General features: G+C 52.6%; 27 protein-coding genes and 5 pseudogenes. 16 read left to right on the top strand and 16 right to left on the bottom strand.

The window, feature by feature from the left end:
- The first annotated feature begins 447 nt into the window (after positions 1-447).
- Positions 448-675, top strand: coding sequence for a DUF6199 family natural product biosynthesis protein (locus KTE_RS49780; RefSeq protein WP_374226790.1), 228 nt, complete (start codon positions 448-450; stop codon positions 673-675).
- Between the two features lie 396 nt (positions 676-1,071).
- Here KTE_RS49780 and KTE_RS26740 read toward each other — a convergent pair whose 3' ends face one another.
- Together KTE_RS26740 and KTE_RS49775 are read right to left on the bottom strand one after the other, a co-directional pair.
- On the bottom strand, positions 1,072-2,028 hold the full coding sequence (locus KTE_RS26740) for a TIGR03560 family F420-dependent LLM class oxidoreductase (RefSeq protein ID WP_201386386.1): 957 nt from the start codon (positions 2,026-2,028) through the stop codon (positions 1,072-1,074).
- Positions 2,029-2,516: 488 nt separating this feature from the next.
- Positions 2,517-3,733 (bottom strand): annotated as a pseudogene (locus KTE_RS49775) (IS110 family transposase).
- A 284-nt stretch (positions 3,734-4,017) separates the two neighbouring features.
- On the opposite strand from KTE_RS49775, the gene KTE_RS26730 reads away from it, so the two are divergent.
- The 3 genes from KTE_RS26730 (at position 4,018) to KTE_RS26720 (ending at position 5,443) form a co-directional block, all read left to right on the top strand.
- Positions 4,018-4,197 (top strand): hypothetical protein, encoded by a 180-nt coding sequence (locus KTE_RS26730; RefSeq protein WP_236600584.1) that lies wholly within the window; start codon positions 4,018-4,020, stop codon positions 4,195-4,197.
- A 162-nt stretch (positions 4,198-4,359) separates the two neighbouring features.
- Positions 4,360-4,725, top strand: coding sequence for a hypothetical protein (locus KTE_RS26725; RefSeq protein WP_201386384.1), 366 nt, complete (start codon positions 4,360-4,362; stop codon positions 4,723-4,725).
- 520 nt (positions 4,726-5,245) lie between these two features.
- Complete coding sequence (locus tag KTE_RS26720) at positions 5,246-5,443, top strand: YwbE family protein (RefSeq protein WP_201386382.1); 198 nt, start codon at positions 5,246-5,248, stop codon at positions 5,441-5,443.
- Positions 5,444-6,115: 672 nt separating this feature from the next.
- Here the strand turns inward: KTE_RS26720 and KTE_RS26710 are convergent.
- The gene (locus tag KTE_RS26710) at positions 6,116-6,763 is read right to left on the bottom strand and encodes an RNA polymerase sigma factor (protein ID WP_201386380.1); all 648 of its coding nucleotides are present in this window, start codon (positions 6,761-6,763) and stop codon (positions 6,116-6,118) included.
- 185 nt (positions 6,764-6,948) lie between these two features.
- Positions 6,949-8,204 (bottom strand): annotated as a pseudogene (locus KTE_RS49770) (MFS transporter).
- A 541-nt stretch (positions 8,205-8,745) separates the two neighbouring features.
- Between KTE_RS49770 and KTE_RS26695 the strand changes: the two are divergent.
- The 8 genes from KTE_RS26695 to KTE_RS49765 all read left to right on the top strand — a co-directional run bounded on the left by KTE_RS26695 (position 8,746) and on the right by KTE_RS49765 (position 15,419).
- Positions 8,746-9,336: a rhodanese-like domain-containing protein gene (locus KTE_RS26695; RefSeq protein ID WP_201386374.1), complete on the top strand. Its 591-nt coding sequence runs from the start codon at positions 8,746-8,748 to the stop codon at positions 9,334-9,336.
- 50 nt (positions 9,337-9,386) lie between these two features.
- On the top strand, positions 9,387-10,826 hold the full coding sequence (locus KTE_RS26690) for an MBL fold metallo-hydrolase (RefSeq protein ID WP_201386373.1): 1,440 nt from the start codon (positions 9,387-9,389) through the stop codon (positions 10,824-10,826).
- Between the two features lie 65 nt (positions 10,827-10,891).
- Entirely contained in the window at positions 10,892-11,053 is a 162-nt protein-coding gene (locus KTE_RS26685) for a hypothetical protein (RefSeq protein WP_201386370.1), read from the top strand.
- Positions 11,054-11,061: 8 nt separating this feature from the next.
- Positions 11,062-11,655, top strand: coding sequence for a sulfite exporter TauE/SafE family protein (locus tag KTE_RS26680; RefSeq protein WP_236600694.1), 594 nt, complete (start codon positions 11,062-11,064; stop codon positions 11,653-11,655).
- 38 nt (positions 11,656-11,693) lie between these two features.
- On the top strand, positions 11,694-12,032 hold the full coding sequence (locus KTE_RS26675; RefSeq protein ID WP_201386367.1) for a rhodanese-like domain-containing protein: 339 nt from the start codon (positions 11,694-11,696) through the stop codon (positions 12,030-12,032).
- Between the two features lie 698 nt (positions 12,033-12,730).
- On the top strand, positions 12,731-13,114 hold the full coding sequence (locus KTE_RS26670; protein WP_201386366.1) for a VOC family protein: 384 nt from the start codon (positions 12,731-12,733) through the stop codon (positions 13,112-13,114).
- A 292-nt stretch (positions 13,115-13,406) separates the two neighbouring features.
- Positions 13,407-14,234, top strand: a complete 828-nt coding sequence (locus KTE_RS26665; protein WP_201386365.1) for an SMP-30/gluconolactonase/LRE family protein — start codon at positions 13,407-13,409, stop codon at positions 14,232-14,234.
- A 666-nt stretch (positions 14,235-14,900) separates the two neighbouring features.
- Positions 14,901-15,419: a DUF2690 domain-containing protein gene (locus KTE_RS49765; RefSeq protein ID WP_201386364.1), complete on the top strand. Its 519-nt coding sequence runs from the start codon at positions 14,901-14,903 to the stop codon at positions 15,417-15,419.
- Between the two features lie 41 nt (positions 15,420-15,460).
- Here KTE_RS49765 and KTE_RS49760 read toward each other — a convergent pair.
- The 5 genes and pseudogenes from KTE_RS49760 to KTE_RS26635 all read right to left on the bottom strand — a co-directional run.
- Positions 15,461-15,976, bottom strand: a pseudogene (locus tag KTE_RS49760) (recombinase family protein); the annotation flags it as partial.
- A 229-nt stretch (positions 15,977-16,205) separates the two neighbouring features.
- Positions 16,206-17,153, bottom strand: coding sequence for an NADP-dependent oxidoreductase (locus KTE_RS26650; RefSeq protein ID WP_201386363.1), 948 nt, complete (start codon positions 17,151-17,153; stop codon positions 16,206-16,208).
- 461 nt (positions 17,154-17,614) lie between these two features.
- The gene (locus KTE_RS26645; protein ID WP_201386362.1) at positions 17,615-18,025 is read right to left on the bottom strand and encodes an LLM class flavin-dependent oxidoreductase; all 411 of its coding nucleotides are present in this window, start codon (positions 18,023-18,025) and stop codon (positions 17,615-17,617) included.
- A gap of 171 nt (positions 18,026-18,196) precedes the next feature.
- Positions 18,197-19,012 carry an SDR family NAD(P)-dependent oxidoreductase gene (locus KTE_RS26640; RefSeq protein WP_201386361.1) on the bottom strand — a complete coding sequence of 272 codons (816 nt, stop codon included), beginning with the start codon at positions 19,010-19,012 and terminating at the stop codon, positions 18,197-18,199.
- Between the two features lie 67 nt (positions 19,013-19,079).
- On the bottom strand, positions 19,080-19,502 hold the full coding sequence (locus tag KTE_RS26635; RefSeq protein WP_201386359.1) for a MarR family winged helix-turn-helix transcriptional regulator: 423 nt from the start codon (positions 19,500-19,502) through the stop codon (positions 19,080-19,082).
- Positions 19,503-20,016: 514 nt separating this feature from the next.
- On the opposite strand from KTE_RS26635, the gene KTE_RS49755 reads away from it, so the two are divergent.
- The 3 genes from KTE_RS49755 (at position 20,017) to KTE_RS26620 (ending at position 21,579) form a co-directional block, all read left to right on the top strand.
- A complete protein-coding gene (locus KTE_RS49755) occupies positions 20,017-20,187 on the top strand; it encodes a hypothetical protein (RefSeq protein WP_201387253.1) in 171 nt (56 codons plus the stop codon).
- A 119-nt stretch (positions 20,188-20,306) separates the two neighbouring features.
- Positions 20,307-20,639 (top strand): DoxX family protein, encoded by a 333-nt coding sequence (locus KTE_RS49750; RefSeq protein WP_374226789.1) that lies wholly within the window; start codon positions 20,307-20,309, stop codon positions 20,637-20,639.
- A gap of 58 nt (positions 20,640-20,697) precedes the next feature.
- Positions 20,698-21,579, top strand: coding sequence for a sigma-70 family RNA polymerase sigma factor (locus KTE_RS26620; protein WP_201386355.1), 882 nt, complete (start codon positions 20,698-20,700; stop codon positions 21,577-21,579).
- Here KTE_RS26620 and KTE_RS47770 read toward each other — a convergent pair.
- The 4 genes and pseudogenes from KTE_RS47770 to KTE_RS26605 all read right to left on the bottom strand — a co-directional run.
- Positions 21,527-21,893: pseudogene (locus tag KTE_RS47770) on the bottom strand (hypothetical protein); the annotation flags it as partial. The gene KTE_RS26620 and the pseudogene KTE_RS47770 sit on opposite strands and share 53 nt — an antisense overlap.
- The gene (locus tag KTE_RS26615) at positions 21,839-22,282 is read right to left on the bottom strand and encodes an alcohol dehydrogenase catalytic domain-containing protein (protein ID WP_236600582.1); all 444 of its coding nucleotides are present in this window, start codon (positions 22,280-22,282) and stop codon (positions 21,839-21,841) included. The pseudogene KTE_RS47770 and the gene KTE_RS26615, both read right to left, overlap by 55 nt.
- Positions 22,283-22,297: 15 nt before the next feature.
- Positions 22,298-22,975 carry an alpha/beta fold hydrolase gene (locus tag KTE_RS26610; protein WP_236600581.1) on the bottom strand — a complete coding sequence of 226 codons (678 nt, stop codon included), beginning with the start codon at positions 22,973-22,975 and terminating at the stop codon, positions 22,298-22,300.
- Between the two features lie 202 nt (positions 22,976-23,177).
- On the bottom strand, positions 23,178-23,459 hold the full coding sequence (locus KTE_RS26605; RefSeq protein ID WP_236600707.1) for a hypothetical protein: 282 nt from the start codon (positions 23,457-23,459) through the stop codon (positions 23,178-23,180).
- 42 nt (positions 23,460-23,501) lie between these two features.
- Between KTE_RS26605 and KTE_RS26600 the strand changes: the two are divergent.
- Positions 23,502-23,825 (top strand): annotated as a pseudogene (locus KTE_RS26600) (DDE-type integrase/transposase/recombinase); the annotation flags it as partial.
- A 150-nt stretch (positions 23,826-23,975) separates the two neighbouring features.
- On the opposite strand, the gene KTE_RS26595 reads toward KTE_RS26600, so the two are convergent.
- The 3 genes from KTE_RS26595 to KTE_RS26585 are packed head-to-tail and all read right to left on the bottom strand — an operon-like array spanning position 23,976 to position 26,508.
- A complete protein-coding gene (locus KTE_RS26595; RefSeq protein ID WP_201386353.1) occupies positions 23,976-24,734 on the bottom strand; it encodes a response regulator in 759 nt (252 codons plus the stop codon).
- The gene (locus KTE_RS26590) at positions 24,734-26,002 is read right to left on the bottom strand and encodes a sensor histidine kinase (protein ID WP_201386351.1); all 1,269 of its coding nucleotides are present in this window, start codon (positions 26,000-26,002) and stop codon (positions 24,734-24,736) included. The genes KTE_RS26595 and KTE_RS26590 overlap by 1 nt, the downstream gene beginning before the upstream one ends.
- Positions 25,999-26,508: a hypothetical protein gene (locus tag KTE_RS26585; protein ID WP_201386350.1), complete on the bottom strand. Its 510-nt coding sequence runs from the start codon at positions 26,506-26,508 to the stop codon at positions 25,999-26,001. Before KTE_RS26585 ends, KTE_RS26590 begins: the two co-directional genes overlap by 4 nt.
- Positions 26,509-26,841 lie beyond the last annotated feature (333 nt).

The following is a 26,841-nucleotide window of genomic DNA, read 5'->3' as shown; positions in this document are numbered from 1 at the left end:
TGCATTTCGTTCTCCGATGAGCTTTTACCCTTACTACGTAAGTAAGCTTTAAAGTTATCGCTGATATAGTCGCCTACTTTGCGCGGTTTACCACCCTCCTGCTTCCAGCCATTTCATCAATTTATCGTGGTCATATCGTTGGCCCCGATAGAGATCTATTTGCCCAGCCACCTTATTAGCAAGATCAGGAGTTCCAGGAGAGTTCCACAATTATGTACGGCCCATTATACCCGTCAGGGATGAGAGGCGTAATCTCCATTCAGATACTTCCTTTTCCTTCGCTTATGGAATAAAATATCGCTAAGTTCTTCCGTGATGTCAGGTTCTTCTTCTGTGCCATTTTATTTACTGTCACAATCAATGGAGTGAACCCAATGGGCCAGACCAAGGGTTCACTCCAAACTATCCTTTTTATTGCAACATATTGAACAAGGAGCATCATCTTTTATGAAACATCCTCCTCTCATCGTGGCAGTTATCATATCAGTCTTTCTCGTTCCTTTTGGTCTTTACTGCATTTTTAACCCTTATAGGGCCGCTACCTTCAGAAGGGGTAATTGGCGGCCTCAAGATGATGTTGAACCTAGCGAGGCTGCTCAATGGGGAGCGCGGATTTCAGGTATTTTTTGTCTCCTCTTAGCCGTCGGATTTACATTGCTCTCCTTGATGCAGTAATGGTACTTTGCTGACGAGTAGTTTGGTTGGGGCTCAATATCAACACCAACCACCTCAAAGCCCGACGCCATACCAAGTTGTGTGCAGTGCGCCCTTTAACGAGTGAACGTGTCGCCTGAAAAGGCCCATCTGGAGAATGATGCGAGGGGGAAGCAGCATGCGTTGAGGAGTGGCACTCCTCAGGGTGTGAAGCCTGCTGAGAATGGACCGAGGTCTTTGAGCCGAAACAGAGACAAGGACTCCCCCTGCGACCTATGCTGACGAAAGAAACCTGTGTGTGAAGCGTCGTGAACTCGAACAAGTGAAAGCGGCTGAAAGGCACCGTCTCCCGTCTTCCCAGAAACCATGGTGCTCCTTGCCTGCATAGGCAAGGAGCACTCGCGTGTGTCTGACAAACTAGACGATGAATTCCTGTGCGAAGCGCCGGATCGCGTCCTGTTGCTCATTTCCGGGGAACCTGAGCAGCAATTCCTGGACGCCCGCATCCTCATACGCAGCGATCCGTTCGCGGATGGTCGCGGGGCTGCCAATCAGCGCAGCGTTGCCGAAGAGGGCTTGCACCCTCTCAGGAACTTTCGCCTGGGCCTGCTCATCCGTATCTCCAATGATACAGTACGACCCCGATGTACGATGAATGCTTTGGTAGTCGCGGTGAAGTCGTTCGCAATGCTCTTTGAGTACCGCAAACTTGTTTTTCAGCGTGGCTGGATCGCCGTGAATATTACAGGCATTGCCATACTGCGCCACGAGCTTGAGCGTGACTTGCTCACCATTACCAGCAATCAGCAAGGGAATATGGGGCTGTTGGATTCCTTTGGGCTGGTTGATTGCGCCCCGTACCGAGTACGACTTTCCTTCAAACGTGGCTTCTTCCTGTGTCCACATCGCGAGGAGAATGTGAACCGCTTCGCGCAATTGGCGTGATCGTCCCGAAACATCAGGGTAATCGTAGCCATATGCGCGAGCCTGATCAGCAAGAGCAGGAGAACCTGAACCAATCCCCAATGTGAGTCGGCCATGACTCATGACATCAACTGTACTGGCCATTTTCGCCAGCAGTGCGGGGTGGCGAAATACATTGGACGTGACAATCTGGCCGATGCGCACATGGCTGGTGTCGCGCGCAAGTGCCGCCGTTGTGGTCCAGCACTCAAAGAGAAACTCTTGCGAGGCGTCCAAGCCTGTGAAGTCACCAGGCCAGAGGACATCAGAGATCCAGAGTGCGTCGAAACCCACTTCCTCGGCGGTCTGGGCAACGTGCGTCATGGTTTCATAGGCTTCCACCGGATCTTTGATTCCCGCCAGTTCATTGGTCGCGCCATTGGGGAGGATCACACTAAATTTGATCGACATGAACAACTACCTCTTCTCGTTTTCTGGAAGCTAGCTTCCTCATCATTCTCAAGCGATATGATAACCTATCGTATCATTTGAGAACGATGAGATCAAGAAGGAGACCCTCTATGTCAAGAGCCAAAACCGAGAAAGGAAAAAGCAGGGTGAGCGTAGGCGAAGCGGCCTCCCGTGTGGGGATGCAAGTCTACCACACCAGCCAAGGCCAAGGCGAGCGCGCCCACATCCGACCACCTCACCTCCTGCGCGGCCTTGACTTGGTGTGGTCTGCAGCGAGCAACCCACACCGGGAGTCGGGAACGCGGTGGTGGGCTGCGGCAGACGTTGGAGCGACGGGCAGGTGCGCAGGACCGGCTCACGGTCTGCAACAGGAACACAGCGGGAACCGCTTGGGCGACTCCGTTGGAGCACACGACATCAGCACTGACAAAGGACTTCGCAGTGCTGAGTGTGCCCAACCAAGCGTGAGGGAAAGGGACAGCCTGGGTTCAGGCGGCACGTTGGCGAGGCGCGTGAGCCAGCTTCGCGGCTTCAAAGGTCTCGGCTTGATAGCACGTCTCACTCATCCACATCCGGTACATGATCCGCACCCAGATATTGGCCAGAGCGCGAAGGGCCATGCTATGCGTTTTGCCTTCGGCCAGTTTACGTTGGTAATACGAAGCCGCCCACGGCTCCGAGAGCGTCGATTGCCAGGCGAAGTGGTACAGATCATTGCGCCAGGGCTTCACGCAGGCAAAGCGTTTGTGCGCCTTGGCGTAATTGCCGCTTTGGGAGGGGACCGGAGCCGTCCCAGCCAGTTCCTGGACACTGTTGGCATCAGCATAGCGTGTGCGATCATCCCCCCATTCAGCAAGCAAGCGCGGAGCCAGGCGCTTGCCTGCCCGTGGAAGAGAACTCCAAATCTCATGGTCTTTATGGGTCAAAAAAAGGGCTTGAATCTCCTTCTCATAGCTGGCAAGGTCCTCAATAACTACCAGCAGTTGTTTGACCAGAGACAGCATCAACCGCGATTTGGTGCGCACGGTGACTTCACTGGCGACCAACTGAGGACGGTGCAGTTCCTCAACCATCGAGGCGGCAGCCTGTGCTGGATTGGGAAACGTTCCCAGACGCAAGGTCGCCGTTATCTCTTCAACCGACGCATTCTGTGCTGCTTGGGGAGTCGGGTACGCTTGCAAAAAACGCAGCGTGGAAGGCTGCTGCAACGCGGGAGAACAACTTCAAGGCCACCAGGTAGTATTCCTTGAGGCAAGCGGTCAATTGGTTGACCAGGCGCGTTTGCATCTGAATCAGGGCATCCTGATCGCGTGTCAACATTTTCAATTCCTGGACGATAGGGCTATCAGGTTCCAAGCGATGCAGTTCGGCCAAGTTGAAGTATCCCACTTTGGCCAACAAACACGCGTCAATGCGATCAGTCGCGAGCTCCTGCCACTTTCCGCAACCCATTGATCGTTTTCGGGTTCACCGGGTACACGGGAATGCCAGCCGAGAGCAGGAAAGCGATGAGCAGCCCGTGATTCGTTTCGAGAATGCAAGCCAGTTCTTCGGGGTGCGAGGTAAAGCTCAACAAAAACTGCTTCAGGTCATGCAAGCCTTCCTGGCTGTGGGAAAAGCGGCGCGCTCCAACATGTTTACCGGTTTCATCAAGGACATCGACGTCATGATGGGTGTCTGCCCAATCCAAACCAACATACCACATCGTTCCATCTCCTTTGCGAGAAACATTCCTGGGGGATCGGGTCCTTATATGCCGAGTGCTCGAAGCAACGACCCTCCAATCATCGATAGACCCAGGAAGGCTGCCGGGGGAAGCGCGATCTCCTTCTATCGGTCGAGCCGTGTGGAAAAAAGAGCCTTTTCCCCGGCTTCTGTATTGAACAGGTACGCTCCTGCTTAAGCCCTTGATCGAGAGGGCTTGTCAAAATATTAACATATAAGGAAAAAACGGGAGGGCTGTGGGACCGGCAAGGAACACAATGGCTGGTGTTTGATGTGGATGGCACGCGGCAAACGGCTCGCCAACGCGCCTTGCCTTCTACGCCTGATATTCCACCGGCACAGCGCCGATTGGATGAGGTGTGTGCTCCGGGTTATCTCGGACGCAAGCGAGGGGAAACCGTTCGGACCCGGACCACCGTGCTCCAGGCCCATACGCATCAATAGCTTCCTTGCAACTTACGCGGGCCTCGTCTCATCGTTTCTGGTCAATGAGGCAAAGCCTCCTCAAGCTGCACGGCAGGCCATCCTTTTTGTCATCTTTAGCTCGTTGCGCATCGCGTGGGCCTGTGAGGGACAATTGCAGCAATTGAATCTATTGTTCCGGCAATGGTGGGACGCAACAGCCTTGGTCATATCACCATCATCATCCATTCCCCCATGTATGATCCCCAAGCACTCGATGTCGAAGTCGGCTACCTGCTCACCCAGAAAGGTCCACAGTCGGTCGAACGCTCTGAGGAATGGCTGCTCACTATGCGTACATTGCCAGCAATTGAGACAATGGCAACACTTGCACACGTCGGGCGGGTCAGCGACAGCCACAGGAGTTATGGAGCACTGGCGACTTGGATGGAACACTATGGGTGGCAGATCAGCGGAGCGGGGCGAGATATCCTTCTCCAACTGCCACAGTCGGAGGAACAGGACGAAGCAGTGATCGAGATTCAACTGCCAGTGACTATAGACGCTTAAACGTTCATCAACGTTAGACACTTCTCTATAGACCAGTAGCGCGTGTTTTAATCGGCCCGTGATAAACGCTTACGCTACGTTGAACGTTAGTCAGAGACCCCATGCACGAATGCTGACACTTACTCGCGGGTAAGATTATCCATGGCGGATGCGAGGTATTTTAAGTCTATGGTACGGCTACATGGCTACGTTGCCAAGTTGACAATACCCCTCCATAGACTCAAAGATGGACAGTCACACCTCTTGAGGAGTACAATACGTATAACTGTCTGTCCACTCGCTTTTGAGCGAGCCCGCAGAAGCTTTCCCTTGCCGCATTGTCATAGCGAGTGGCTCCGGTGCCGGTGTGTTGTCTCTCCTGAAAGCAACAGAAAAAAATGGACTCATGAAGGGAAAGTGTATTGCTATGGATGGTGACGTAACATCCAACGTGTGATTGTAAAAATCAGGAAACACTTGAAATCCGCTCTGGTAAAAGAGACATCCATTCACCAGGGATGGCAGTAGAAAGCGAAACTGAATGCCAGATGGACGCATCCGTCAAGATATACGTTCGGGAATCGAAGTGTCAATCGTCCTCAAGCAAGACCAGCGAACAGGAAAACTGACCCGAGGAATCGTCAAGGACATTTTGACCAACTCCGTTTCTCACCCACATGGGATTAAGGTACGGCTTGTCGATGGACAGGTTGGGCGCGTACAGAAAATCGAGGAGTAGCATGCCACACAAGGATGACCTTGCTCCATTTCCAACGATGGAGTTTTGGTTTGAACTGAGTGCAAACGAAAGTTGATCATGACACGTGGTATGGTGCTCTCACGTCTCCCCGATACGACAGCTTCTTCTCAGAGAGAGCACCTTTCTCATGTACCTCCGGCGATCATATCGCAAAAACCGAATTTTCGTGGCGATAGCGTTGGTACCCGATAAACAGCATGCGACAGATGCACCACCGCTTGCCTCATGACCATCTTCCTCTTGTCATGAGTATAGCGCTTGGGTGCCGATTTGGCTAGAGATCATCAGCGCGCTTCTATCCTCGCAGCAGCGTCTTTGTAAGTTCCGCCCTTCTTCTTGTTGCGCCGCAAGATATCTACGAAAGGCTTCGATAATCTCCTCTCGCCCACCATAACCAAGGCAAACATTTAAATGATGTAATCATACTCTTTACCAAATTGTTTTCGGTCCGTATTCCAAATCTGATGCTTCCTCGCAAATCGTCGATTGCCATCCATAATAATACCCAGGTGACGCGGAACACACCATTGCTCCTTCTCTGCCTCTAAACGCCTCAGGGAGAGCGAAGAGAAAGGATGCTTCAATGTATCATCAAGGAACGAGAACAACTGCATCATAGCGCCTCCAATACTTCATAACTCTACATATTTTTTAAGGAACGGGCGCATCCTCTTGTAAATAAGAATGCATGAGTTGGCGTAATTCCTGGCGCGCACGGTGCAGGCGGACTTTCAGCGTGGTCTCGGTAATGCCAAGACACCTGGCCGCCTCTTTTGTCCGCAGGCCTTCGACGCTGCGTAAGAGAAAAGGCGTGCGCAAGGTTTCGGGGAGTTGGGCGATCGCCAGTTTGAGCGCGTTGCGCAATTCTTCATCCAGCACCCGTGCATCCGGCGTCTGCTCCTCCGAAGCCAGTTCCGCCTCCTGTCTTTCCTGCGCTACCTCTAAGGAGTACGAGTCAGGCTTTTTCCGACGCAGATGCATGAGCGTAGTGTTGGAAACAATCTGGTACAGCCATGTCCGCAGACTGCTTCGTTGCTCAAAGTCGCTAATATGGGAACACGCGCGCAGAAAGCTTTCCTGGACAATCTCCTCCGCCTCCTCCGGGCTTCTCGTCATACGCAAGGCAAGTGTGTATAACTGGCGCGCAAAACGTTTGAACAAACAGGTGCAAGCGGGCTCCTCCTGCTGATACAATCCGTATAAGAGTTCTTGTTCATTGGCATACACCTCAAGCGGTATATTCCACGATGCGCTCTGCTCCTGATTGGTTGGTATTTCCCGGCCGTCAGTATTCATCATGTGTCTCTTTTCTGAGAAAAATGTCGCCTTTGCTTTCCACTATCGGCAGCTTTGGCACAATAAGAAGCCGCAAAACCAGACCGCGTCCTCGGCTTCTTGCTCGCAGTTTCGTACATCGTCGCGCATGCGGCTGGACACGGTCGTTGACACCGCTCAGACAACACGCTTCTCGCGTTGCGCGTTTTCTAGGATTGTGTCCGAGGCTTCCGTAGGCGCGGTAACGTTTCTGCCATCACTGCCTGCACGACGATCCCTGAGAGCACCGTCAAGGCACCGATGACCGGTATCGCCCTGGAGACGCCAAACAGATCGGCCAGTATTCCAGCGAGCAGCGCTCCCAAGACGTATCCACTATCGCGCCAGAGCCGGTAGACGCCTACTGCCGAGGCACGCCAGTCCGGGTGAGCAACGTCAGCGATTGCCGCGAGCAGGGTCGGGTAGACCAGAGCCGTTCCCAACCCAAGCAAACCCATCGCCAGTGCCCACCACCCGAACCCGTGGAGCAAGGGCAGCAGTCCGATGGCAGATCCCTGCAGCATCATTCCCACAACGATCATGCCTTTCCGACCGATCCGGTCGGAGAGCGCACCGGTCAATAATTGACCTAACCCCCAGACAGCTGGATAGATGCCCGCCAGCAGGCCAATCTGCATGATACTCAGCCCACCAGCCGCGAAAAAGAGCGGGAAGATGCCCCAGGCCAGGCCATCATTCAAGTTGTTTACCAACCCCGCCTGACTGACCCGAAGAGCGTCCGATTCTTCCAGGATGTCAGTAAGAAGATGTCTTTGAAGGATGCCCCGTTGGGTTGAGCAGTGGTGATCGCCGTGGCCAAGGAAACCGCGCCTGCCGTTTGCCCGGCGGAGGGCGCGAGCAGGGCCGCCTCGTGGCGGGCATGTTCATGCGACTCGCGCACGAAGAACAGCGAGAGCACAAGTCCAGCCAGGGCAAAGGCTGCGCCAAGCAGGAATGGTTGCGGGCGCAACGCGTAGGTTGCGGCCAGGTAGCCTGCCGTGATGGCGGCCAGCGAGACGGCCAGGTAGCCCGCCGCTTCATTGAGTCCCATCGCCAGTCCCCGGCGCGCTGGCCCAACCAGGTCAATTTTCATGATCACGGTCGTAGACCAGCAGAGACCCTGGTTAATGCCCAACAAGATATTGGCAAAGACGACCCATTCCCAGGACGGGGCAAAGATGATGAGGAATGGTACTGGCAGCCCGATGAGCCAGCCAACCACCAGCACCCCCTTGCGACCGATGCGATCACTGAGCCGGCCCGCAAAAAGATTGGCCAGGGCCTTGACGATACCGAAGCTCATAATAAAAGAGAGCACCGCCGTCGTCAAAGCCAGACCGAACACGCGCTGCCCAAGCAATGGTACAATGCTGCGTTCGAGTCCTACCATGCCGCCGACAAATGCATTGACGATTACCAGCAGCATGAACTGTTGCCAGTTGGCACGCAAGCCAAGTTGCACGGGTGTTTTTGTCTCTGGACAAGAGAGATTTTCCCCAGGAATTATGCTCGACTTTGTACATTTTTTGCAAGTGTTACCGAGGTCATCTTCCGATAGTTACCGTATCAGCCAGCCTCTCAAGACGTCTGCGTATGATACGGAATACAGGGTGCTTCTCCGCTCGACGACTTTTTCAACGTCAGGCTGGTACAGGTGACGTTGAAAAAAGGTAGCTTGTCCAGCGTTTTCTCTTGCTGCTGGCTTCCAAGGGCTCTTTAGAAGCTCTTTTCGATGGAAGAGAGCCTCAGAGCACTCGTTGGCCAAAGAAAAAATTGTACAAAGTCGAGTTATGTTACCTTTTACAAAACGCTAAATCCAAGTAGATGAGGAAAACAAGACGCCCCTGACTCCTGGCAGCACATAGGCACAAGAACTATGTAACCTTTTACAAGATGCTGCATCCAAGTAGGTGAGGAAAACAAACATCCCTGATTAGTGACAACAAACATACGGAAGGAGAACAAAGATGAACCCGAAAAGCGCCAGTACAACCATAGTTGCTGTCGAAAAAGCATATGAAATGATTACAGAGGCAAAAAATGCGATCGCCATTGATGTTCGCACCTCGGCTGAATTTGAGTCCAAACATATTCCAGGAAGCCATAACATTCCCCTGGATCAGCTTCCTGCTTATACAAACGAGATCGCGGAACTCGCGAGCAACGCTGCCGTGCTCCTGATTTGCCAGAGCGGGACACGCGCGCGCAAGGCGGCAGAAGTGCTACAGACCATGCCAGTGTCTTCTCTCTCTATCCTCGACGGTGGAATTGTTGCCTGGGAGAAGGCGGGCAAGCCATATAAGCAGGGGGTACAAAAATGGAGTATGGAACGGCAGGTGCGCGGCGTTGCCGGCACACTGGTCCTGCTGGGAGCACTGGGAGGTCTTTTCGCCTGGAAGCCGCTCACCTGGATCGCGGCCCTGATTGGCGGAGGACTGGCCTATTCGGCAGCTTCCAATACCTGCGGGATGGCGCTGCTGCTCAGTAAGCTGCCCTACAACCAGGGCGCCGTTTGTGATGTTCGCCAGACACTGAAAAATATAGCAGATGCCGCGTAGTAAGCCGCAGAAAGATGTCAATACCATCCACAGAGAAAGAGTGAATTGCTATGATCCTCCGTTTAATCTATGATGAAACCCTGGCCCAGGCCAGTTACCTGGTGGGTTGCGCCGCGGCAGGCGAAGCGCTGATTATCGATCCCAACCGCAAGGTTGAGGACTATATCGCGCTGGCAGAGAGCAAGGGATTGCGCATCACGGCTGTCACTGAGACGCATATTCACGCTGATTTTGTCTCCGGGGCGCGCGAACTGGCGCGCGCAACCGGCGCACAGCTCTACCTTTCAGATATGGGTCCCGCAGACTGGAAATATGGGTACGCTGGGGAAGCAGGAGCCATCCTCCTGCACGATGGGGAGACGTTCCGTGTTGGCAACATCCGCATCGAGGCTTTGCACACACCCGGTCATACCCCGGAGCACCTCTCGTTCTTGCTGACCGATACTGCGGCAACCGATGAACCGATGGGTATATTTACCGGCGACTTCCTGTTTGTCGGCGATGTTGGCCGCCCGGATCTGCTGGAAAAAGCCGCCGGGATCACCGGCACGGCGGAGTCAGGAGCACGCCAACTCTTCCGCTCGTTGCAGCGCTTCCACGCCTTGCCCGACTACCTGCAGATCTGGCCTGGCCATGGAGCAGGTAGCGCGTGCGGACGAGCCTTAGGCGCAATTCCGCAAACGACCCTGGGATATGAGAAACGCACGAACTGGGCGTTTGAGGTAACTGACGAGCAACGCTTTGTCCAAACGGTGCTGGCGGGACAACCGGAACCACCTACCTACTTCGCGGAAATGAAGCGCGTCAATAAGATCGGACCAGTCCTGGTGAGCGAAGGGGCAATCCCGCTGCCTGAAGCAAGCATCGAGCAACTGATGGCGGATCTGCAATCAGGTATCCCGGTCATCGATACCCGTCCTTCCCGGCAGTACGTGGAGGAACATATCCCGGGGACTACCCACGTGCCGTTTGGGCCCATCTTCCTGAACTGGGCTGGATGGTTGTTTCCCTACGACCGGCCATTCTCGCTGATCGTTGATGCTTCTACTCTCCGGCAGGTGATTACCCAGCTGCGTCTCATCGGTCTGGATCAGGTGGCCCATGTCTGGACCCTTGATGTGCTCGCCACCTGGAAATCGACCCGGCAACCGTTGGGCAATACGCCGCAAATCACGGTACAGGAGGCCCGGCAGCTGCTCGCCCAGGGACAGGTGACCTGGCTCGATATCCGCAGTCGCGACGAGTACGTAGCAGGCCATATCCAGGGAAGCCAGCATATTCACCTGGGCTCACTGCGACAGCATTTGCAGGAGATCTCTCCTGAGAAACCCATCGTGGTGCAATGCCAGGGAGGAGCCCGTTCGCCCATTGGCGCAAGTTTGCTGGAAGCCCATAGCTATCCACAGGTCATGGATCTCGTGGGAGGGTTGCTCCAGTGGCAAAAGGCTGGCTATCCGGTGGTCAAAGGGGCCGAGCCTTCCTATCTTTGAGAAAAGAGACTCCAGGCACCCTCGGGTGCCTGGAGCACAGAGATAAGAGAGAGGGAGGAGTAAGGGTGAGTCTGTTGCTCATGACGGTTGTTTTCGGTGCCGCAATCGGCCTCGTTTTGGGAATATTGGGGGGTGGGGGATCTATTCTGACGGTTCCAGTCCTGGTGTATCTGCTGCAGATGGACCCGCATGTGGCTGTGACGGCTTCACTGATCATCGTGGGCTGAACTCAGTGATGGGCAGTGTACTGCACTGGCGAAGCGGGAATGTCAGGCTCAAAGAAGCACTCCTCTTCGGGGCGTATGGCACCGTCTCCTCGTACGCGGGCGCGCGTGCCTCAACCATGCTCAATAGCACGCTGCTCCTGATGCTGTTTGCGTTTTTGATGCTGGTTATTGCGCTGCTGATGCTGCGACCAAAAGCGGGTGTAGCCACGACCGCGACGCGCCGGCCCTGGTGGCTGGTTCTGCTCGGAGGTTTTGGTGTTGGCTTGCTCACCGGCTTTCTGGGAGTCGGCGGCGGGTTTCTGATTGTCCCGGCCCTCGTCCTCCTGCTCGGCATGGACATGCCGACCGCCGTGGGTTCATCTCTGGTCGTGATTGCGCTCAATAGCGCTGCGGGGATTTCCGGTCACCTGAACAGTCATGTGGCCCTCCCCTGGGCCGAGATCCTGGTATTCACCGCCATAGGATTCATCGGACTGCTGGTTGGTGCCAAACTGGTGCGAATCCTCCCGGTTGCCCGCTTACAGCAGGCATTTGCCCTGTTCGTGCTGGCCCTGGGTGTGGTGCTGCTGGTGCTCAATGTGCCAAAGTTGCTGATATTCTAATGGAAAGACCATAAAGAAAAGAGAATTGAGGATCATCAATGTTTCGTCACATTTTTAATCAATCGTCTGTTCCCAATGTTTCCCCTGAACAGGCCAGCCTCAAGCAGAAGGCTGGGGCAATCATTGTCGATGTGCGCGAGCCATCTGAATGGCAGGAGGGACACATCAACAACGCCATCCATATTCCGCTGGGGAGCCTCTCCAGGCAATTATCAGAGCTGGATCGCTCACGAGAAATCATTACGGTGTGCTGCAGTGGGCAACGCAGCATGGCTGCTGCACAGACGTTGCAGCAGGCAGGTTTTTCCCAGGTGAGCAATCTGGCTGGCGGCATGAACGCTTGGATTCGCCAACGGCTCCCAGTGAGGAAACCATAGGGCGGTGGTCTGGAATGGGGGTCAGCGCATCCAAACCTTCGCGTGCAGTTTTCAGATTTGGATGCGCTGACCCCAACTTTTGAAGCAGGCACCAAGCACCGATAGCCTCCACTTGAAAGAAGAGCAGCAGAGGAAGATGAGGGCGGGACCACACACAGAAACACAGCCACCAAAAGGAGGCAGTGGCACCTCTTTTTGAGCAGAAAAGCGCACCTTTCTTTGCAATCGCGATTTTGCAGAAAAAATGCAGGAAGATCACAGACCCGGGCTCCGCGCAGACACAGGAAAAACATGGGAAAAAGAGAACCAGGAGAACGCGATCTGCCACACGCAGAGGGTGCGCCAAGGTTTTTTGCACCATCCACCTCAGGGAGGTGGGCACCTCGTCGTAACATGCTTGACGTATGTGGCCAGTGCAAAGTGAGCCAAAAACTGGAACAGGCACGTGGCGTTTGACGCGCCTGACGCGAGGGGTATCATGGTCGGTGTGAGATCTGGCAGAACTGGGTAAGATCCAATAAGCTGCTGATTTTTTGGCAATTGTTCTGTTGAACGCATCTCTTCTTCGTCTGCCGAAGGGCAAGATTCGAGAAGTTTTTTCTGCTCACCGGGAGTATTCTGTTTATACTTGCAAAATGCAAGGATAATCATGTACATAGATCGAAGGAAAGTGTACTGTAAATAACAAGGAGAGAGATATGTTTCGACCAAAAACAGCATTTAGCGGGTTTTCAGTGAATGATCTAGCAAAAGCTAAGGCATTTTATGCTCAGGCTCTAGGGCTACACGTGGTCGAAGAGGGCGGCGGCCTCCGGCTTCATTTGCCTGGTGGAGGCACAGCGTTTGCCTATCCAAAAGACAATCACCAGCCAGCGACGTTCACGATGCTGGATTTTGTCGTTGATGACATTGATGCTGCGGTTGATGAGCTCAAAAGCCGAAGCGTCAGCTTTGAGCGCTATGAAGGAATGGTGCAAGATGAGAAGGGCATCATGCGCGGCATCTCTCAAAAGATGGGGCCTGATATAGCCTGGTTTAAAGACCCGGCTGGGAACATATTAGCCGTGTTACAGGCGGAATAACCTCATACTGACATGGCTTCATCGCGTTTATCTATAATTCGATCATTAGTTGTAAATTATGGAAAGAAGCTTTGATTTCTTGCCCATTATGCTAGGTGGTTCTTGCTTCACGTTCTCGCGGGATGAGGCTCGCGAGAATGACTTCATAGGCGAAAGAAGAAGAGATGCGTTCAACAGAACAATTGCCAAAAAATCAACAGCTTCTTTCCATAATTTACACTCTACTTGCAAGGTGCAAATAGAAACAGGAGGACAGAGATCCTGTGAATCTTTTGATAAAAGGAGTTTTCACATGCCTGACCTGCAAACCTTGTTGACTGGTCTCGCGTTCGGTGAGTCGCCGCGCTGGCACGAGGACCGTCTGTGGTTTTCCAACTGGGGCACTCAGGAGATCGTTGCCGTCGATCTGGAGGGCCAGAGCGAAATCATGGCCCGCGTGCCGACCACGATTCCCTTTTGCATCGACTGGCTGCCCGATGGGCGTCTGCTCGTCGTCTCAGGGCGTGAGGGACTTCTCCTGCGCAGGGAGCCCGACGGGGAGCTGGTGACCCATGCTGACCTGCGCAGCCTTGCTGACATCTGGAACGAGATCGTCGTGGATGGTCGCGGCAACATCTACGTCAACGGTGGCAGCTTTAATGCTCCTGGAATCATTGTGTTGCACACCCCCAATGGGTCGGTGCGCCAGGTGGCTGACAACATCGCTTTTCCGAATGGGATGGCCGTGACATCCGATAACAAGACACTGATAGTCGCCGAGTCCCACGGGAACCGTCTCACGGCTTTTGACATCGATGAAGACGGCGGCCTGTCGAATCGGCGAGTCTGGGCCGCGCTCGAAGGAGTTGCCCCTGATGGTATCTGTCTCGACGCTGAAGGTGCCGTTTGGTACGGTGATGTCCCGAACAAGTGTTGCGTGCGGGTGAGAGAAGGTGGTGAGGTTTTGCAGACGATCCATCTTGACCGTGGCTGCTTCGCATGTATGCTCGGAGGGGGAAAGAAGCAAACGCTGTTCCTGATGGTAGCCGAGTGGCGTGGTTTTGAGCACATGGCAGACCAGACACGAACGGGCCAGATCCTCACCACCTGGGCGCCTGCACCAGGCGTCGGGTGGCCGTAGCCGAGGAGCAGCGCGGTGCGATCTCACGAGAATGAGGCAGTTCTACGGAAAGCTCATGACGAGACCTCCTGCGGCTGATTCTCGTCGAGGTCTAGGAGAGGAAGTTGGATGATCTCCAGCTTCCTCTGTGGCTTTTTTCGCGCTGCGTAGCCAGACAACTTCAGAAAGAGCAACCATTCATCAGGTCCGAGTGTCCCCAGTTTGAGCTACGGTGACCGAAAGCCCACAAGCCTCCAGGTGTTTTTTGCTCACTTTGCACTGGCCACGTACGTCAAGCATGTTATGGCGAGGTGTCGGGAGGTACGCTTTGGCCAATGATGCTCTTGCCATGCAGGCCTCCTCACCGTGTGCAAAAACGTAGCGCACTCCTTCCACGTCACAAGGACAGTTCTTCAACATATCTGGCATGGGCAGCATCAAAGGGGAACGTTGTCACATATCTGACGGTTGAATCGTTTGCTTTGCGACGATCACACGTGGTGGACTTCTTGATAACATCCCACATCACGAGAAAGCAGGAAAGCTGTCCCAAAAAGGACCTTTCAACCCTCTTTCTGTGTAGTGATCACGTTATGATGATCACACCAGAGGCAAACCTCTCCTTGAGGCAGAGGTTCTATTCAGCACAATCCTTGCGTCAAGCGTAAGGAAACAAAAGGAAAAAGGATGTTTAGTATCAAACATATAATGTCGCTGGGACTTATGCTCCTCATGCTCAGTACCATGATAGTTTTCACCACAGGAGTTGCCTCCGCGCACACCACTTCTCCAGCGCTTGCTGCAGCAAGCTGTCTTGACACAAGTTGCGATGGGAAAAGTCCCGTATCTACGGGCTGCGCTGATGATGGACAAGATATGCATGTGGTAACAAGTAGCGATTTAGGAGGAGGGTTGAGAGCAAATGTTACCCTTCGCTATAGCGCAACGTGCGGCGCCACGTGGGCAAAAGTTACGTTTAACGCACCGATGCCATCCGGTCACTACGGAGATGCGCAGATTATTAGTTCACGTGGTAAGTATTATGATTGTTCCTCGGCGGGCGGCAATGGATGGGTTTCTCCAGGTCAGACATCGTGCTATACTCCAATGGTGGGTGATTACCACTCATCTGAATCTGCCTATGCTGCTGGCTTTTATTCGACGAACGGCACATGGAAGCAGGTAGCCACCACAGCATCGTATTAGTCCCTCTCTGACATTTCTTGAATCAAGCGGCCTGCACGTGGCCGTTCGGGATCAAGCACCACCGTATCCGTTTCGGTGTAGATCAACCCGATGGGTAAGGTCAGTTTGAGGGCTCCCCGCCTCGCTTTGTTGAGGATACCGCCTTGCAGGCGGGCGCACAGCGCAAAGAGTTCTGCTTCACTCATCGTGCCGCTTCTCGTCCAAGCAAGAGGCGGTCATTGAAGGTAGAGGGATCGTAGAGGCCCTCTTCATCCAGGATCAAGGTATGGGTGAGCGCGCAGATTTCCAACAGATGATACCAATCGCTGGAGTTGCGCGCGAGCCGAGAAACCTCCAGACCTAAGACCAGCCCGACTTGTCCGAGGCCGACTTCAGCCACCAGGCGTTGGAATCCCAGACGGTCGGCTGTCAAGGCTCCCAAATAGCCCAGGTCCTGGTCGATCACCACGATGCGCTCCTCGCTCCAACCGAGTGCTAGCGCGCGTTCGCGGAGCGCATACTGTCGGGAAGTACTTTCGGTATTCTCAAGGACGAGGCTTTAGCGTACTTTGCCGCACTTACAAACATGCTAGGCGACTAAGGTGGTGAGCGGTGACCTGCTGCGTCATCTTACTGATCCTCCTTCTGGTGAGCCGGGAGAACGTTGAGCATCTGGTTGAGAGGTCCTATGTCTTCAAAACGAAGCACTGTTTTCCCAGTTGACACAATCCCTTTGTCTAGTTCGAGGCTCTTAAACAAGCGAGCGGAATCACCGAGAGTGTGCCAGAACCGGGATACTTTATAAAGCTACTCCACCACCTGGATGACAACTTTGCCACGCATATGACCACTCAAACTATGCTCATATGCCTGACGCGTTTCAGCTAATGGATAGACGCTATTCACAACAGGTTTCATATGACCTTCATCAACGAACTCGGCAATGCGTGCTAGTTGCTCATGGTTAGGGCGAACAATAAACCACTTTGCATCCCGTTCATATTGCTTCGCCCACTCAAAGATCCTATTCTCCTGCTCGCCAGCAATACCAACCAGGATACCGCCTTTTTTCAGTACCTTAAATGACCGTTTCTGGGTATCGTCACCAATGGTATCCAACACAAAGTCAACATCGTTGACAACATCTTCAAAACGCATCGTTGTGTAATCGATAAGCTGATCTGCACCAAGTTCACGCAAAAACTCATGTTGCCGTGCTGATGCGACTGCGATCACCTGCGCGCCAACCCAATGCGCGATCTGCACAGCATAGTTTCCTACACCACCAGCAGCGCCTTGAATCAAGACTTTCTGTCCCCGCTTCAGCGATCCCTGCTCAAAGAATGCTTGCCAGGCAGTCAGTGCCGAAAGCGGTAACGTCGCTGCCTCAATATGGCTACAACGACGAGGCTTCATGGCAATTTCAGCTGGTTTGACAATGGTATATTCAGCCTGGGCACCATTTCTCCAGAAACTGCTCAGTCCATAGACGTCGTCACCCACGTGAAATGCTGTGACACCCTCACCTAATGCAACAACTGAACCAGAAATCTCATGACCCATGATGATTGGCTTCGCGCGCTCTTGCCCATCGGCAGTCTTCCACGTTGGAACCCATTCGAGCTCCTGCGGAGAAATACCAACAGCATGCACTTGAAGCAAAATTTCACCGGCTCCGACTTGAGGTTGCTCCACATCCCCATACTCGATCACTTCTGGACCACCTTGCTGAGCAGTAATATATGCTGCTTTCATTCTCTCTCGGCTCCTTTACCTGAACATATCAAACAAATACGAGCTTGCTGGATAGTCATTCTAGTCATAGAAGTATCCTGGATATCAAGGTCTAGAATTACAACTTCATGGATAAATATGTTCACGAAGTGCATCAACATGAGGTAGGCCCCTGAGGATAAACGGCGCGTCGCCCCTTCTCTGAGGCTCTCCCGCTGCTACCAAATTATTATATGAGCCAATCGCTCTCCATGTGTTTGTGAAACACTCAACAGGGGGAGTTGGCCTCCTATGCTGTTCCGCAAAACCTAATTGTTAAATGTGGGTAAAAGACAGGCATGAATGACCGGGGCTTTCTCGCCGCGTTCTCTGTAAAGAAGGTAATCAAAGTGATGGGCACGACAAAGGCCACAAGTTGGCCAGCAGTGAGGACGGTGAGCATCCCACTTATTGCTTGTAACGTTACCAGGATGAACGCCCACTCAGCTCCTCAGAAGGGATCGCGACGCCGTGATGCCGACTGACAACCACATCCAACAGGGCAAGCACCAGGAACCAGGGCAAAGTGGCGGCATTCGAGCCACCTGCTCAGACGAGAGAAGCACAGGTTCATCTGAGCAGGCAACTCGAGCCAAATACTCACGCAGATGCTCTAATGGCTGCTTCATCTCCAGTCCGTAGATCCCCTCTACAATAGAGCGATGGCTAGGTCCGACACCGAGCCGCAGCCTTTGTGGGGCAATCTCGTTCACCGTCAGCACCTGGCGGGCCAGCGTCAATGGGTGTTGTCCGTAAATTGGCATAATCGAGGTTCCAAGGCGAATCTTCCTCGTTTGTATGGCCGCTGCTGCGTAGGTTGCTAACGTATTGTGTCCCGTGGTTTCATTCACCATCCAGACCTGCTGGACGTTGGCTTACTCAGCCGCGACAATCATCTGGATAGCGGTTGTCGTAGATATAGCAGGAGGGATGAGTAGCCCGACACGATCCCGCCATGTTAGGCTTACTAATCATAAGCATGTTTCTCCTCAATATCACCTTATGTACATCATTTTGGTAATACATTAAATGATGAAATTGCCACCATCCACAGTGAGATAGGCCCCAGTGATAAAAGAGGCCTGATTGGAAGCGAGATAGGTAATGGCGGAGGCCATGTCCTCCGGTCGCCCATTTCTCCGCAAAGGGGTCTTGCGGGCCATCTGGTCTTTCATCTCCTGTGGTGCTCCTGCGTTGAGATCGGTGAGAATCATCCCCCCACCCACCGTATTGACCCGAATACCGGAGGGTCCGAGTTCCTCTGCCATATGCTGCATCATCGTCTCTACGCTGGCTTTGGCTATAGACACTGCGACGGCTATTCCTCCTTCATTTGCTCGACGAGCATGGGTGGCACTGACGAAAATGATGCTTCCTCGCTGGTGTTTGATCATATCAGGAAGAACTGCCTGACTTGGGTAGTAGGCAGCTTGTAATTGGCCTCGGACAAATGACTCCAAAATGTCCCAACGACTTCCTCTAAAAGGGGCAAGGATCGCCTGAAGCTGTTCGTGGGCAGGAATCGAAGATGTGGAATTGCTGCTTGACGCCGGGGCATTGAGAACCAGCGTATCAATAGGCCCGAGGATCTCGCGAACGCGCGCAACCATTCGCTCAACCTCCTCCTGCTTCGCGACATCCGCTTGAACGGCAATCGCTTTGCCTCCCGCCTTCTCAATGGTCTCCACGACTTCTTGAGCAGCCGTTGCATTGCGATAGTAGTTAACTGCCACGCTCGCCCCATGCTCTCCAAGCTGAATCGCTGTCGCCGCACCAATGCCGCGACTTCCTCCTGTCACTAAGGCAATACGGTCCTTCATCAATGGGACTTCCATATTCATGTGCGTATCCTTTCTTTTATAGTTAGCCGGCTATTTAAATCATCAAAAAAAGAGGAAGTCTCTTCCTCTAGGAAAAGTTGGCAAGAGCCTGTTGAAGCAGACGACGCAACAGTGCCTGTTCAAGTTCAGTCATATGGAGGCAGACGCGAGCATCGAGATTCTTCCATACTTGCATGGCGGGCTCATAGAGTGCGCGTCCGGCTTCGGTAAGATAAACACGCGAAATCCGTGTGTCCTGCTCATCGACACAACGCCTTACCAAGCCAGCACGTTCCATACGCTGCACTGATTTGGTCATCGTCGGCAGCTCTAGCTTGAGGCGAGCAGCCAGTTGAGATTGAGATAAGCCATCCTCTTCCCAGAGCAGAAAAAGGACAAACTCTTGTGCTGCATGCAAACCAAGTTGTTTCAGTGCTTCATCGGCCTGCCTGCGGTGTTCTTTGATCAGCTGAATAAGAGCGTAGCTTATATCATTTTCAAATGGGTGCATGTGTTCCTCAATTTCACTTTGTTGGCTAAGTGTTCTGATCTGAGTATAACGCGAAGAGGTAGAGGTTGTCAAGGGAGAGAAGATCAGTTTTATTCACACACATGTGCTCAGATAAAAAGAGCAAGGTCATGAGCCTCAGGAAACGACCGTTTTCTGAGGCTCAATTGCCACTGTTCTCGGCCTCCACATCGCTTGAAGGTAGCTCAATCTCACTTGCACGAAAGCGAGATCCTCTCGTTCCCGACTACATCGACCGCCAGCGAGATATAAGCCCTCGTGGGAAGTAAAGATTGCTTGAAAAATGGTGGATAGGTGGGCGCGATGCAATTTGCGCTCTCCTGTCACATGTTCTCGGTGTAATGTGTCAAAGAAATAACAGGGAAGTCTGCTGATGATGTCGATAGGCAGCCTGGCATTCATTTGCACTATTAAGTAGTGGCGCGTTTGTCAATTATTTAAGAGATGTAAGCAAACCAGCGTTACTGCTGCCTATCCGAGCGCTACCCCTGTACGGCTGGCAAGCATCAATGCACGCTATGATCCTGACAACATTTTCAACCAGATTCAGAACATATGGCCTGTAACAGACCCTCAAGCCTATAAAAGACTTGCAAAGAGATATAAGGGAAGAATGGGTAAATCCGATGTAAAAAAAGGGCTAACGCGATTTTCGAGGGTAATTTGAGAAAGGAAGCAAACCATGTCAACATTATCTGCAAGAGAAGGAACTATGAAAACAATGAAAGTGATCGGCTATTGGGTGTCCACGGCAATTGTCACGTTTGAACTTCTACTGGGGGTGTAATGTCCCTGCTACATGGGCGAAACATGTTAATTGGCGAGCCTCTCGTCGAGGTCATGCAACAGTTAGGTTATCCTGTATACTTGCTCGCTATCCTTGGAGTGAGCAAGCTGCTTGGGGGCATCGCCTTGCTGGTGCCACATTTCCCTCGGCTCAAGGAGTGGGCATATGCTGGCGTCTTCATCAATTTGCTAGGAGCACTTGTATCAAACATAGTCTGCGGTGATACTGTAAATGCTCTTTACGCTTTTGGCTTCACCATTTTCGCGTTCGCTTCATGGGCACTTCGGCCACAAAGCCGTATCCTCGGAGTTCTCTTTCCTGCAAAGTTGTAAAAGATACTTTTGCTGAAGACGATTATGAAGGACAAACTATTGTGGAGGAAAAGAACTTATGGAGAAACATGAATGGTTGGCTGAAGCATTCGAGACGGAACGGTCCCATTTGCATGCAGTGGCCTATAGATTGCTTGGCTCCCTTTCAGAGGCTGATGACGCGGTCCAGGATGCCTGGCTCCATCTCAGTCGCTCCGACACAAGCAACGTGAAGAACCTGGGTGGTTGGCTGACGACAGTGGTGGCGCGTATCAGCCTCAATATGCTGCGTTCACGCAAATTGCGGCATGAGGAGTCCCTGGAAGCCTCCGCATTTGAGCCAGGCATGGGAGAGTCCAGGGTGATTGACCCTGAACAAGAGGCATTGTTAGTTGACTCAGTTGGTCTTGCATTGCTGGTGATCCTGGAGACACTCGCTCCTGCCGAGCGTCTTGCCTTTGTGTTGCATGATATCTTTGCTGTCCCTTTCGATGAGATTGCTCCTATCATAGAGCGTTCAGAAGTCGCCACCAGGCAGCTCGCAAGTCGAGCGCGCCGCCGCATACAGGGAGAGGTGAGGGGTCAGGATGAGAATATTACCGCAAGTCGAGAAGTGGTCAACGCTTTTCTGGCTGCTTCGCGTGCTGGAAATTTTGAGGCACTGTTAGCCCTACTCGACCCCGATGTTGTGTACCGAGAAGATTGGACTACTGAACCTGCTGGCTTCTCAAGGGAGGTCCGTGGTGCTGCTTTTGTGGCAAAGCAGCTTCTCATGGGACATACTCAGGCAGTGCAACCGGTTCTGGTAAATGGTACCATCGGAGTCGTGGTAGCTCCTTTAGGACGCTTGCTTGCCGTTGCCACTTTTATAATTGCCAGTGGAAAGATTGTGCAAATCAATGTGGTTTCTAATCCTGAGGCTCTTCACCAATTGCATCTTTCAGTACTTTCCGACTATTGAGTTGAGCAAGCAGGCTGGAACCGCTCATGTGCGTCTTTGACATCCATCTTCGCCTAACTGAGAGCTCCCCGCGCGAAAGCAGCGGGGGTTCCAGGGGTTCGGCCCACGCTTCCAGTTCTTCCCACCGAAGCAGGGAGGCTGGCTCTTGTGATGGTTCCCCTGAACTTTTGGGCAGACGCGCTCCAGCTCGGGCCAGGCCCGCCCAAGCTTCGGGGCAGTGCCTGCCCCTCTTTCGCGCGTTGGATGAGACGCTCATGTGCTACCCGCAGGCACGCTTGCGCACCTTCCCAATACCCCTGGTATCGGGCACAGGAATGTGGACGAGCCACTCTTCATGCAACAAGGCATATTCCGTCAAGAGTCCGTCCAGCGAACCGCCGATCTGTGCTGCAGAGTCCCATCCTGGGAAGAAAGGCTCATCAATCCACTGCGGAAGAGGGGTTGCCGCCACCCGGTCTCCTGGTTTCGCCCGAGTCACGTCTGTCCCTATGGCAATGACTTCACCTGCACCATCAGCCAATGGAATGCCGTCCGGTTTGATTGGGAGAGGGTACGTTCCCCATACGATTGCGAGATCGCGATAATTGAGCGCACTGGCCCTGACCCGCACCACCACTTCGTGTGGGCCGGGGGTCGGAATGTCGTGCTCTTTCACGATCAGGCTGGCAATGCCTCCACCTTTGTTTGCATGATAACTCTTCATCACATTCTCTCTTCCTTATCCTAACGATAATGGATGACGCGCGAGAAACGCTTTGACGATGCGCCTGGCCTCTTCGCGAAACTCGATCAGATACCCATGTCGTGCTCCTTCGATCAGAGACAGTTCTGCGCCTGGAATGCGCTCGATGAGCAGGTGGCTATTCGCCGGAGAATTCATCAGATCCTCGCTGCCATGGAGCACCAGCGTGGGAGCACTAATAGTGGGTAAGAGATCCCAGGCATCATGTTCTTCGCTCGCCTGAAAATGCAGTTGGCGTACATACGCAGGAAGAGGAGGGCTCTGCAAAGCAGCCTTCACCACTTCCAGGTGCGATGCGATCCAGCCAGGTGAATAAAAGAGCGCGCCTAGCTTTTCAAGAGCCTCCTGCGGATCAGTTGGCGGGTTGGTCCACAAGGCGTTGACTTCCGCGCTGCGAGGAACACCATGGGCCGAGCCAGGCGTGGTGGCACCCAGCACCAGCGCCCCAACGCGTTGCCCATGATCAATACCGAGCCATTGGCTGACTCGTCCACCCATGGAGTCAACATGGGAAACAGGACGCATTGCTACCTGCCTTCCAATGGCTTCACGCAAACGTGCGGTGGTTCTGCGGCGTGGGCCACAGGCTGCATCTGGCTCGGTGAAGGGTTTGCGGCACACGCGACAACGAAAGCGGCGTTTGAGTAGGACCAATTTCAGGTGAATGTCTCGCAGATCCAGATCACGCTTGATGCGTTCACGACAATCGCGGCATAAACCTTACATACAGGGTCTCGCGCTACAGCTTGCTGCTACGCATCTACAAGTAGATATCCTGCTTGAGCTATCTACTAAATAGATGCGCAGGGTGTCTACTGGAGTGAAATGCCTTATACAATAGGAACGTCCCATTGTGCTAGCCATTGCTGTGTGCGGTGGTCACGCACGCGAATAATAGCTTTATGCGGGCACCTGCCGCCCAGAACTCCTGCAACCACTCAGCGTCGATAATCACCTCGTGGGGGAGTGGCCGTTTCCCCTCACCTGGCGTAATCCTCCCACTACACGCGGCGACTTCCAGCACCCACTCCAGATAGTTATAGGTCAATCCACCATTCAACATCCACTGCGCCCAGGCCACCATTTCGGCGGGCGGCTCTTCCTGCCCCTCCACATACTCACGGTATTTCTTAATCACCCATCCTCCTCCCAAGCAAGCCGCACGGCGTCCAGGATCACACCCGAACGGGTGACAACAGACGGATATGCCTCCTCTCCACGAGCGATGCGTGAAACGCTGGGCAATCAGGTACTCCATCGAACCAGCAAATATCTCAACAATCGCCTGGAGCAGGACCATCGGGGAGTCAAGCAACGGTATTATCCCATGCACGGTTTTGGAAACGTTGACTCGGCTGCTCATTTTTGTTGTGCCTTTGACAAATTACGCAATTATTTCCATCTTCGTCCCACCATGGGAAAACCAGCCTCACTCTCCCAGCAGAGACAAGCTTTTCTTGATCGGCTTACAGCCTTGAAGGAAGCACTACAAACAGTCTCCTAATGAGAACAACAGCATCTCAGTGTCCATTGTTCCCTGATACTTTTTTGTGCTCTCAGTTCTGACAGAACCCCCTCGACTCTCTCACCACAGATACCAGACGAGGCAACTATTTTTGGTTTCAGGTGAAAGCTGGCATGGTTCACGTACGATTTAAGAGGTGGTCTTCTCTCTGCCACGCATTTCGCGGTATTCTGTGGGAGGAATACCACAAGCTTTGCGGAAAGAGATCGAAAAAGCCTTGGGATTGGTGTAGCCAACCTGCTGAGCGATCTCGGAGATACGCAACGCCGGGTCCAGCAGCAGGTGTTTTGCTCGCTGCATACGGCAATCGAGCAGGTACTCCTGGAAACCTGTCCCGATCTCCTTTTTGAACAGCATGCTGATATAATTGACAGAGTACTGGAACCTTTGGGAGAGATCGAGCAGAGTCATGTCTTCATGCAGGTGGTCATGTATCCATTTGCGGATCTGTTCAATGACCAGGCGTTCCTGTCTCTCAGTGAGTTCTGGTGGGGGCAGTGGTGTCGTGACTGCCTCGTGGACCAGGCGTAGTACATCAGAAGGGTTGACAGGCTTGAGCAAGTAATCGACAACGCCGTAACGCAGGGCCTGGCGTGCATATTCAAAGTCGCGAAACCCGGAAATGATCACAATTTTCACAGGCAAATCTGCCGTTTTCACCTTTTCACAAATCTGCAATCCATTGATCTGCGGCATGCGTATATCAACAAAAGCGAGCCGGGTCTCGGGTTCAGTGCTCAGTATGTCCCAACATTGCTGCCCATTACTGGCCTCCAAAACGGTGAGTTCTCGGTAATGCCGTGTGATAAGCACCTGCAAACCCTGGCGAATCATTCTTTCATCATCTGCAACAAGTACCCTGTGGGTCTGCTCTTGCTTTTGATCCATCAGGTTACTCCTTGCAACCCTGGCTCTTCTGGAGAACAGAGGGGCAAACAGATCGTCATGACAATACCTTTCCTCCCGCGACCTACAGCTAGAGCAAGTCCATATTCAGGGCCGAAGATGCGTTGAATTTGTCCCTGGACATTGAGGATGCCAATATGGCACGAGCGGGCAAGGCGATTGGCCTCATACTTGAGCGCTGACTGCCAACGCTCAAGCTCCTCATCTGACATTCCTATCCCATCATCACGAATCGAGAGCACCAATCGCTTTTCTTCCTGCCAGCCTTTCACCTCTATGCTGCCTCCCTCGATTTTCGGATCAATGCCATGATAAATGGCATTTTCGATCAATGGTTGCAGGGTAAAACGTGGTATTTTATAATGCTGCAATTCCTCCGGTATCTGGATCGTATACCCCAGGCGCTCTTCATAACGCTCTTTAATTAACGACAAAAAGTGTTCTATATGCTCCGTCTCCTGCTGTAATTCCACCAACGTTCCTGGCTCTAAGGCATAGCGCATGAGTTGCCCTAAGTGATAAGCCATGCTTGCCAGGCGTTCCTGCCCTTCCATCATCGCAAGCATATGAAAGGTGCCTAGCGTGTTATAGAGAAAATGCGGATTGATCTGGCTGTGCAAGGCTGCCAACTCTGCTTTTTTTCGTTGCAATTGCGACTCGTAATTGTCCTGAATGAGTTGCTTCAAGCGAGCTATCATGTGATTGAAACTTTTCCCCAACGATTTCAGTTCACCTCTGCCTTGAGCATGGAAACGCACATCAAGATTGCCCATTTCTACCTGTCCCATCAGAGAACGAAGTTGAGTAATCTGCTGACTCAGGCGGTAAATGACCAGAAGAGTAACTCCCACCACGAGAAGGATAGTTAGACAGGTCATCAACACCGTCGTTTGCTTGATGGCTTCTATATCCTGCGTGAGACTGGAACTGGGGACGAGCGCCGCAACCGTCCAGCCAGAAAGCGACGACGTATTGCTGGAGAGGAAGTAATCGGTGTTGTCCAATGTCAGCTGTCCGACATGGTTACGCAGAGCCTGCTGCACAGCATGAGGTAAAGTTAACGCTATCGGTTGAGTATTGCTTGCAGTGCTCTTGAACGGAGTAACATAAATGGTCTGACTATTTGCGCCATAAATGAGAAAGGTCGTATCGCTCTGGTTTGTGGAGTCTGTAATGACTTGTTCAATCGCGTTTTGGGTGTCAATATTCAGAACAATAGCGCCCACTGTCTGGAAGGTATCGGTGTTCACAATCGGCTGAGCAACCGAACGACTAGACGACCGTCTTGTTCAGATGACAAAACGTGTGTAGGCAAAAACAGAGTGCGTACAGAAGAAGAATGCATGAGTTCCTGAAACCAGGGCAAAGTAGTCCAGTTCTCGAAAGGTTGCAGACCTATCGAACTTTCAGGAAAGGCTGTTGAACCGGTGGTATAGATATCAACAGAGTCAATATTCGTGTTGTGAATTAAAATGTTCAGTGAAAAATTCTCTACTTCCTGGATATCTGCCAGTGCTGCCGTATCAAGATTGCGTTTGGGGTGCTGAGCGTAGTAGGTGACAATCTGTTGAATATGCGTATCATACAGGGGCATTTTTGCCAGTTGAATAGCTTGTTGCAGAGTGATATCAAGATTCTGATTGACAAGTGAAGCGATCTGGCTGACGTTGGCTGCCGAACGATTCTGGAGCGCCTGATAGGATATGTGATACGAAAAATACCCGATGAAAGCAAGCGGGAAGAGAATAACCGGCAAGAGGAGAAGAGAAAGCTATGTGCGGAAGAGGAACACCCCATTATTCTGTAACTTCATTGTTGAGCATCCTTTTTTCTTCTGCTTGGCGAAAGTGCGGTCAACGTTGTGCACCATTATTGGACTCAGAACCATCAAAGTCTATCGTATGCTATTTTTTTGTCAATGTCTACATGTGCCTGAAGCGAAGAGGAAAGCAGCATAATCTGCTAGAGCCGCAGGAGCACCCTTCACGTTTTCCCAACAAGATCTGTCGGAGATGCCGCTCTTTAAAAGAGCACAAACTGACAAACCTTTTCATAAAGTTACTATCTTGTGGCACGAGAGAGGGTTCCC

Source organism: Ktedonobacter sp. SOSP1-85, from assembly GCF_016587415.1.
In the GTDB taxonomy this organism is placed as follows: Bacteria; Chloroflexota; Ktedonobacteria; order Ktedonobacterales; family Ktedonobacteraceae; genus Ktedonobacter.
This window is presented reverse-complemented; position numbering and strand designations above follow the sequence as displayed.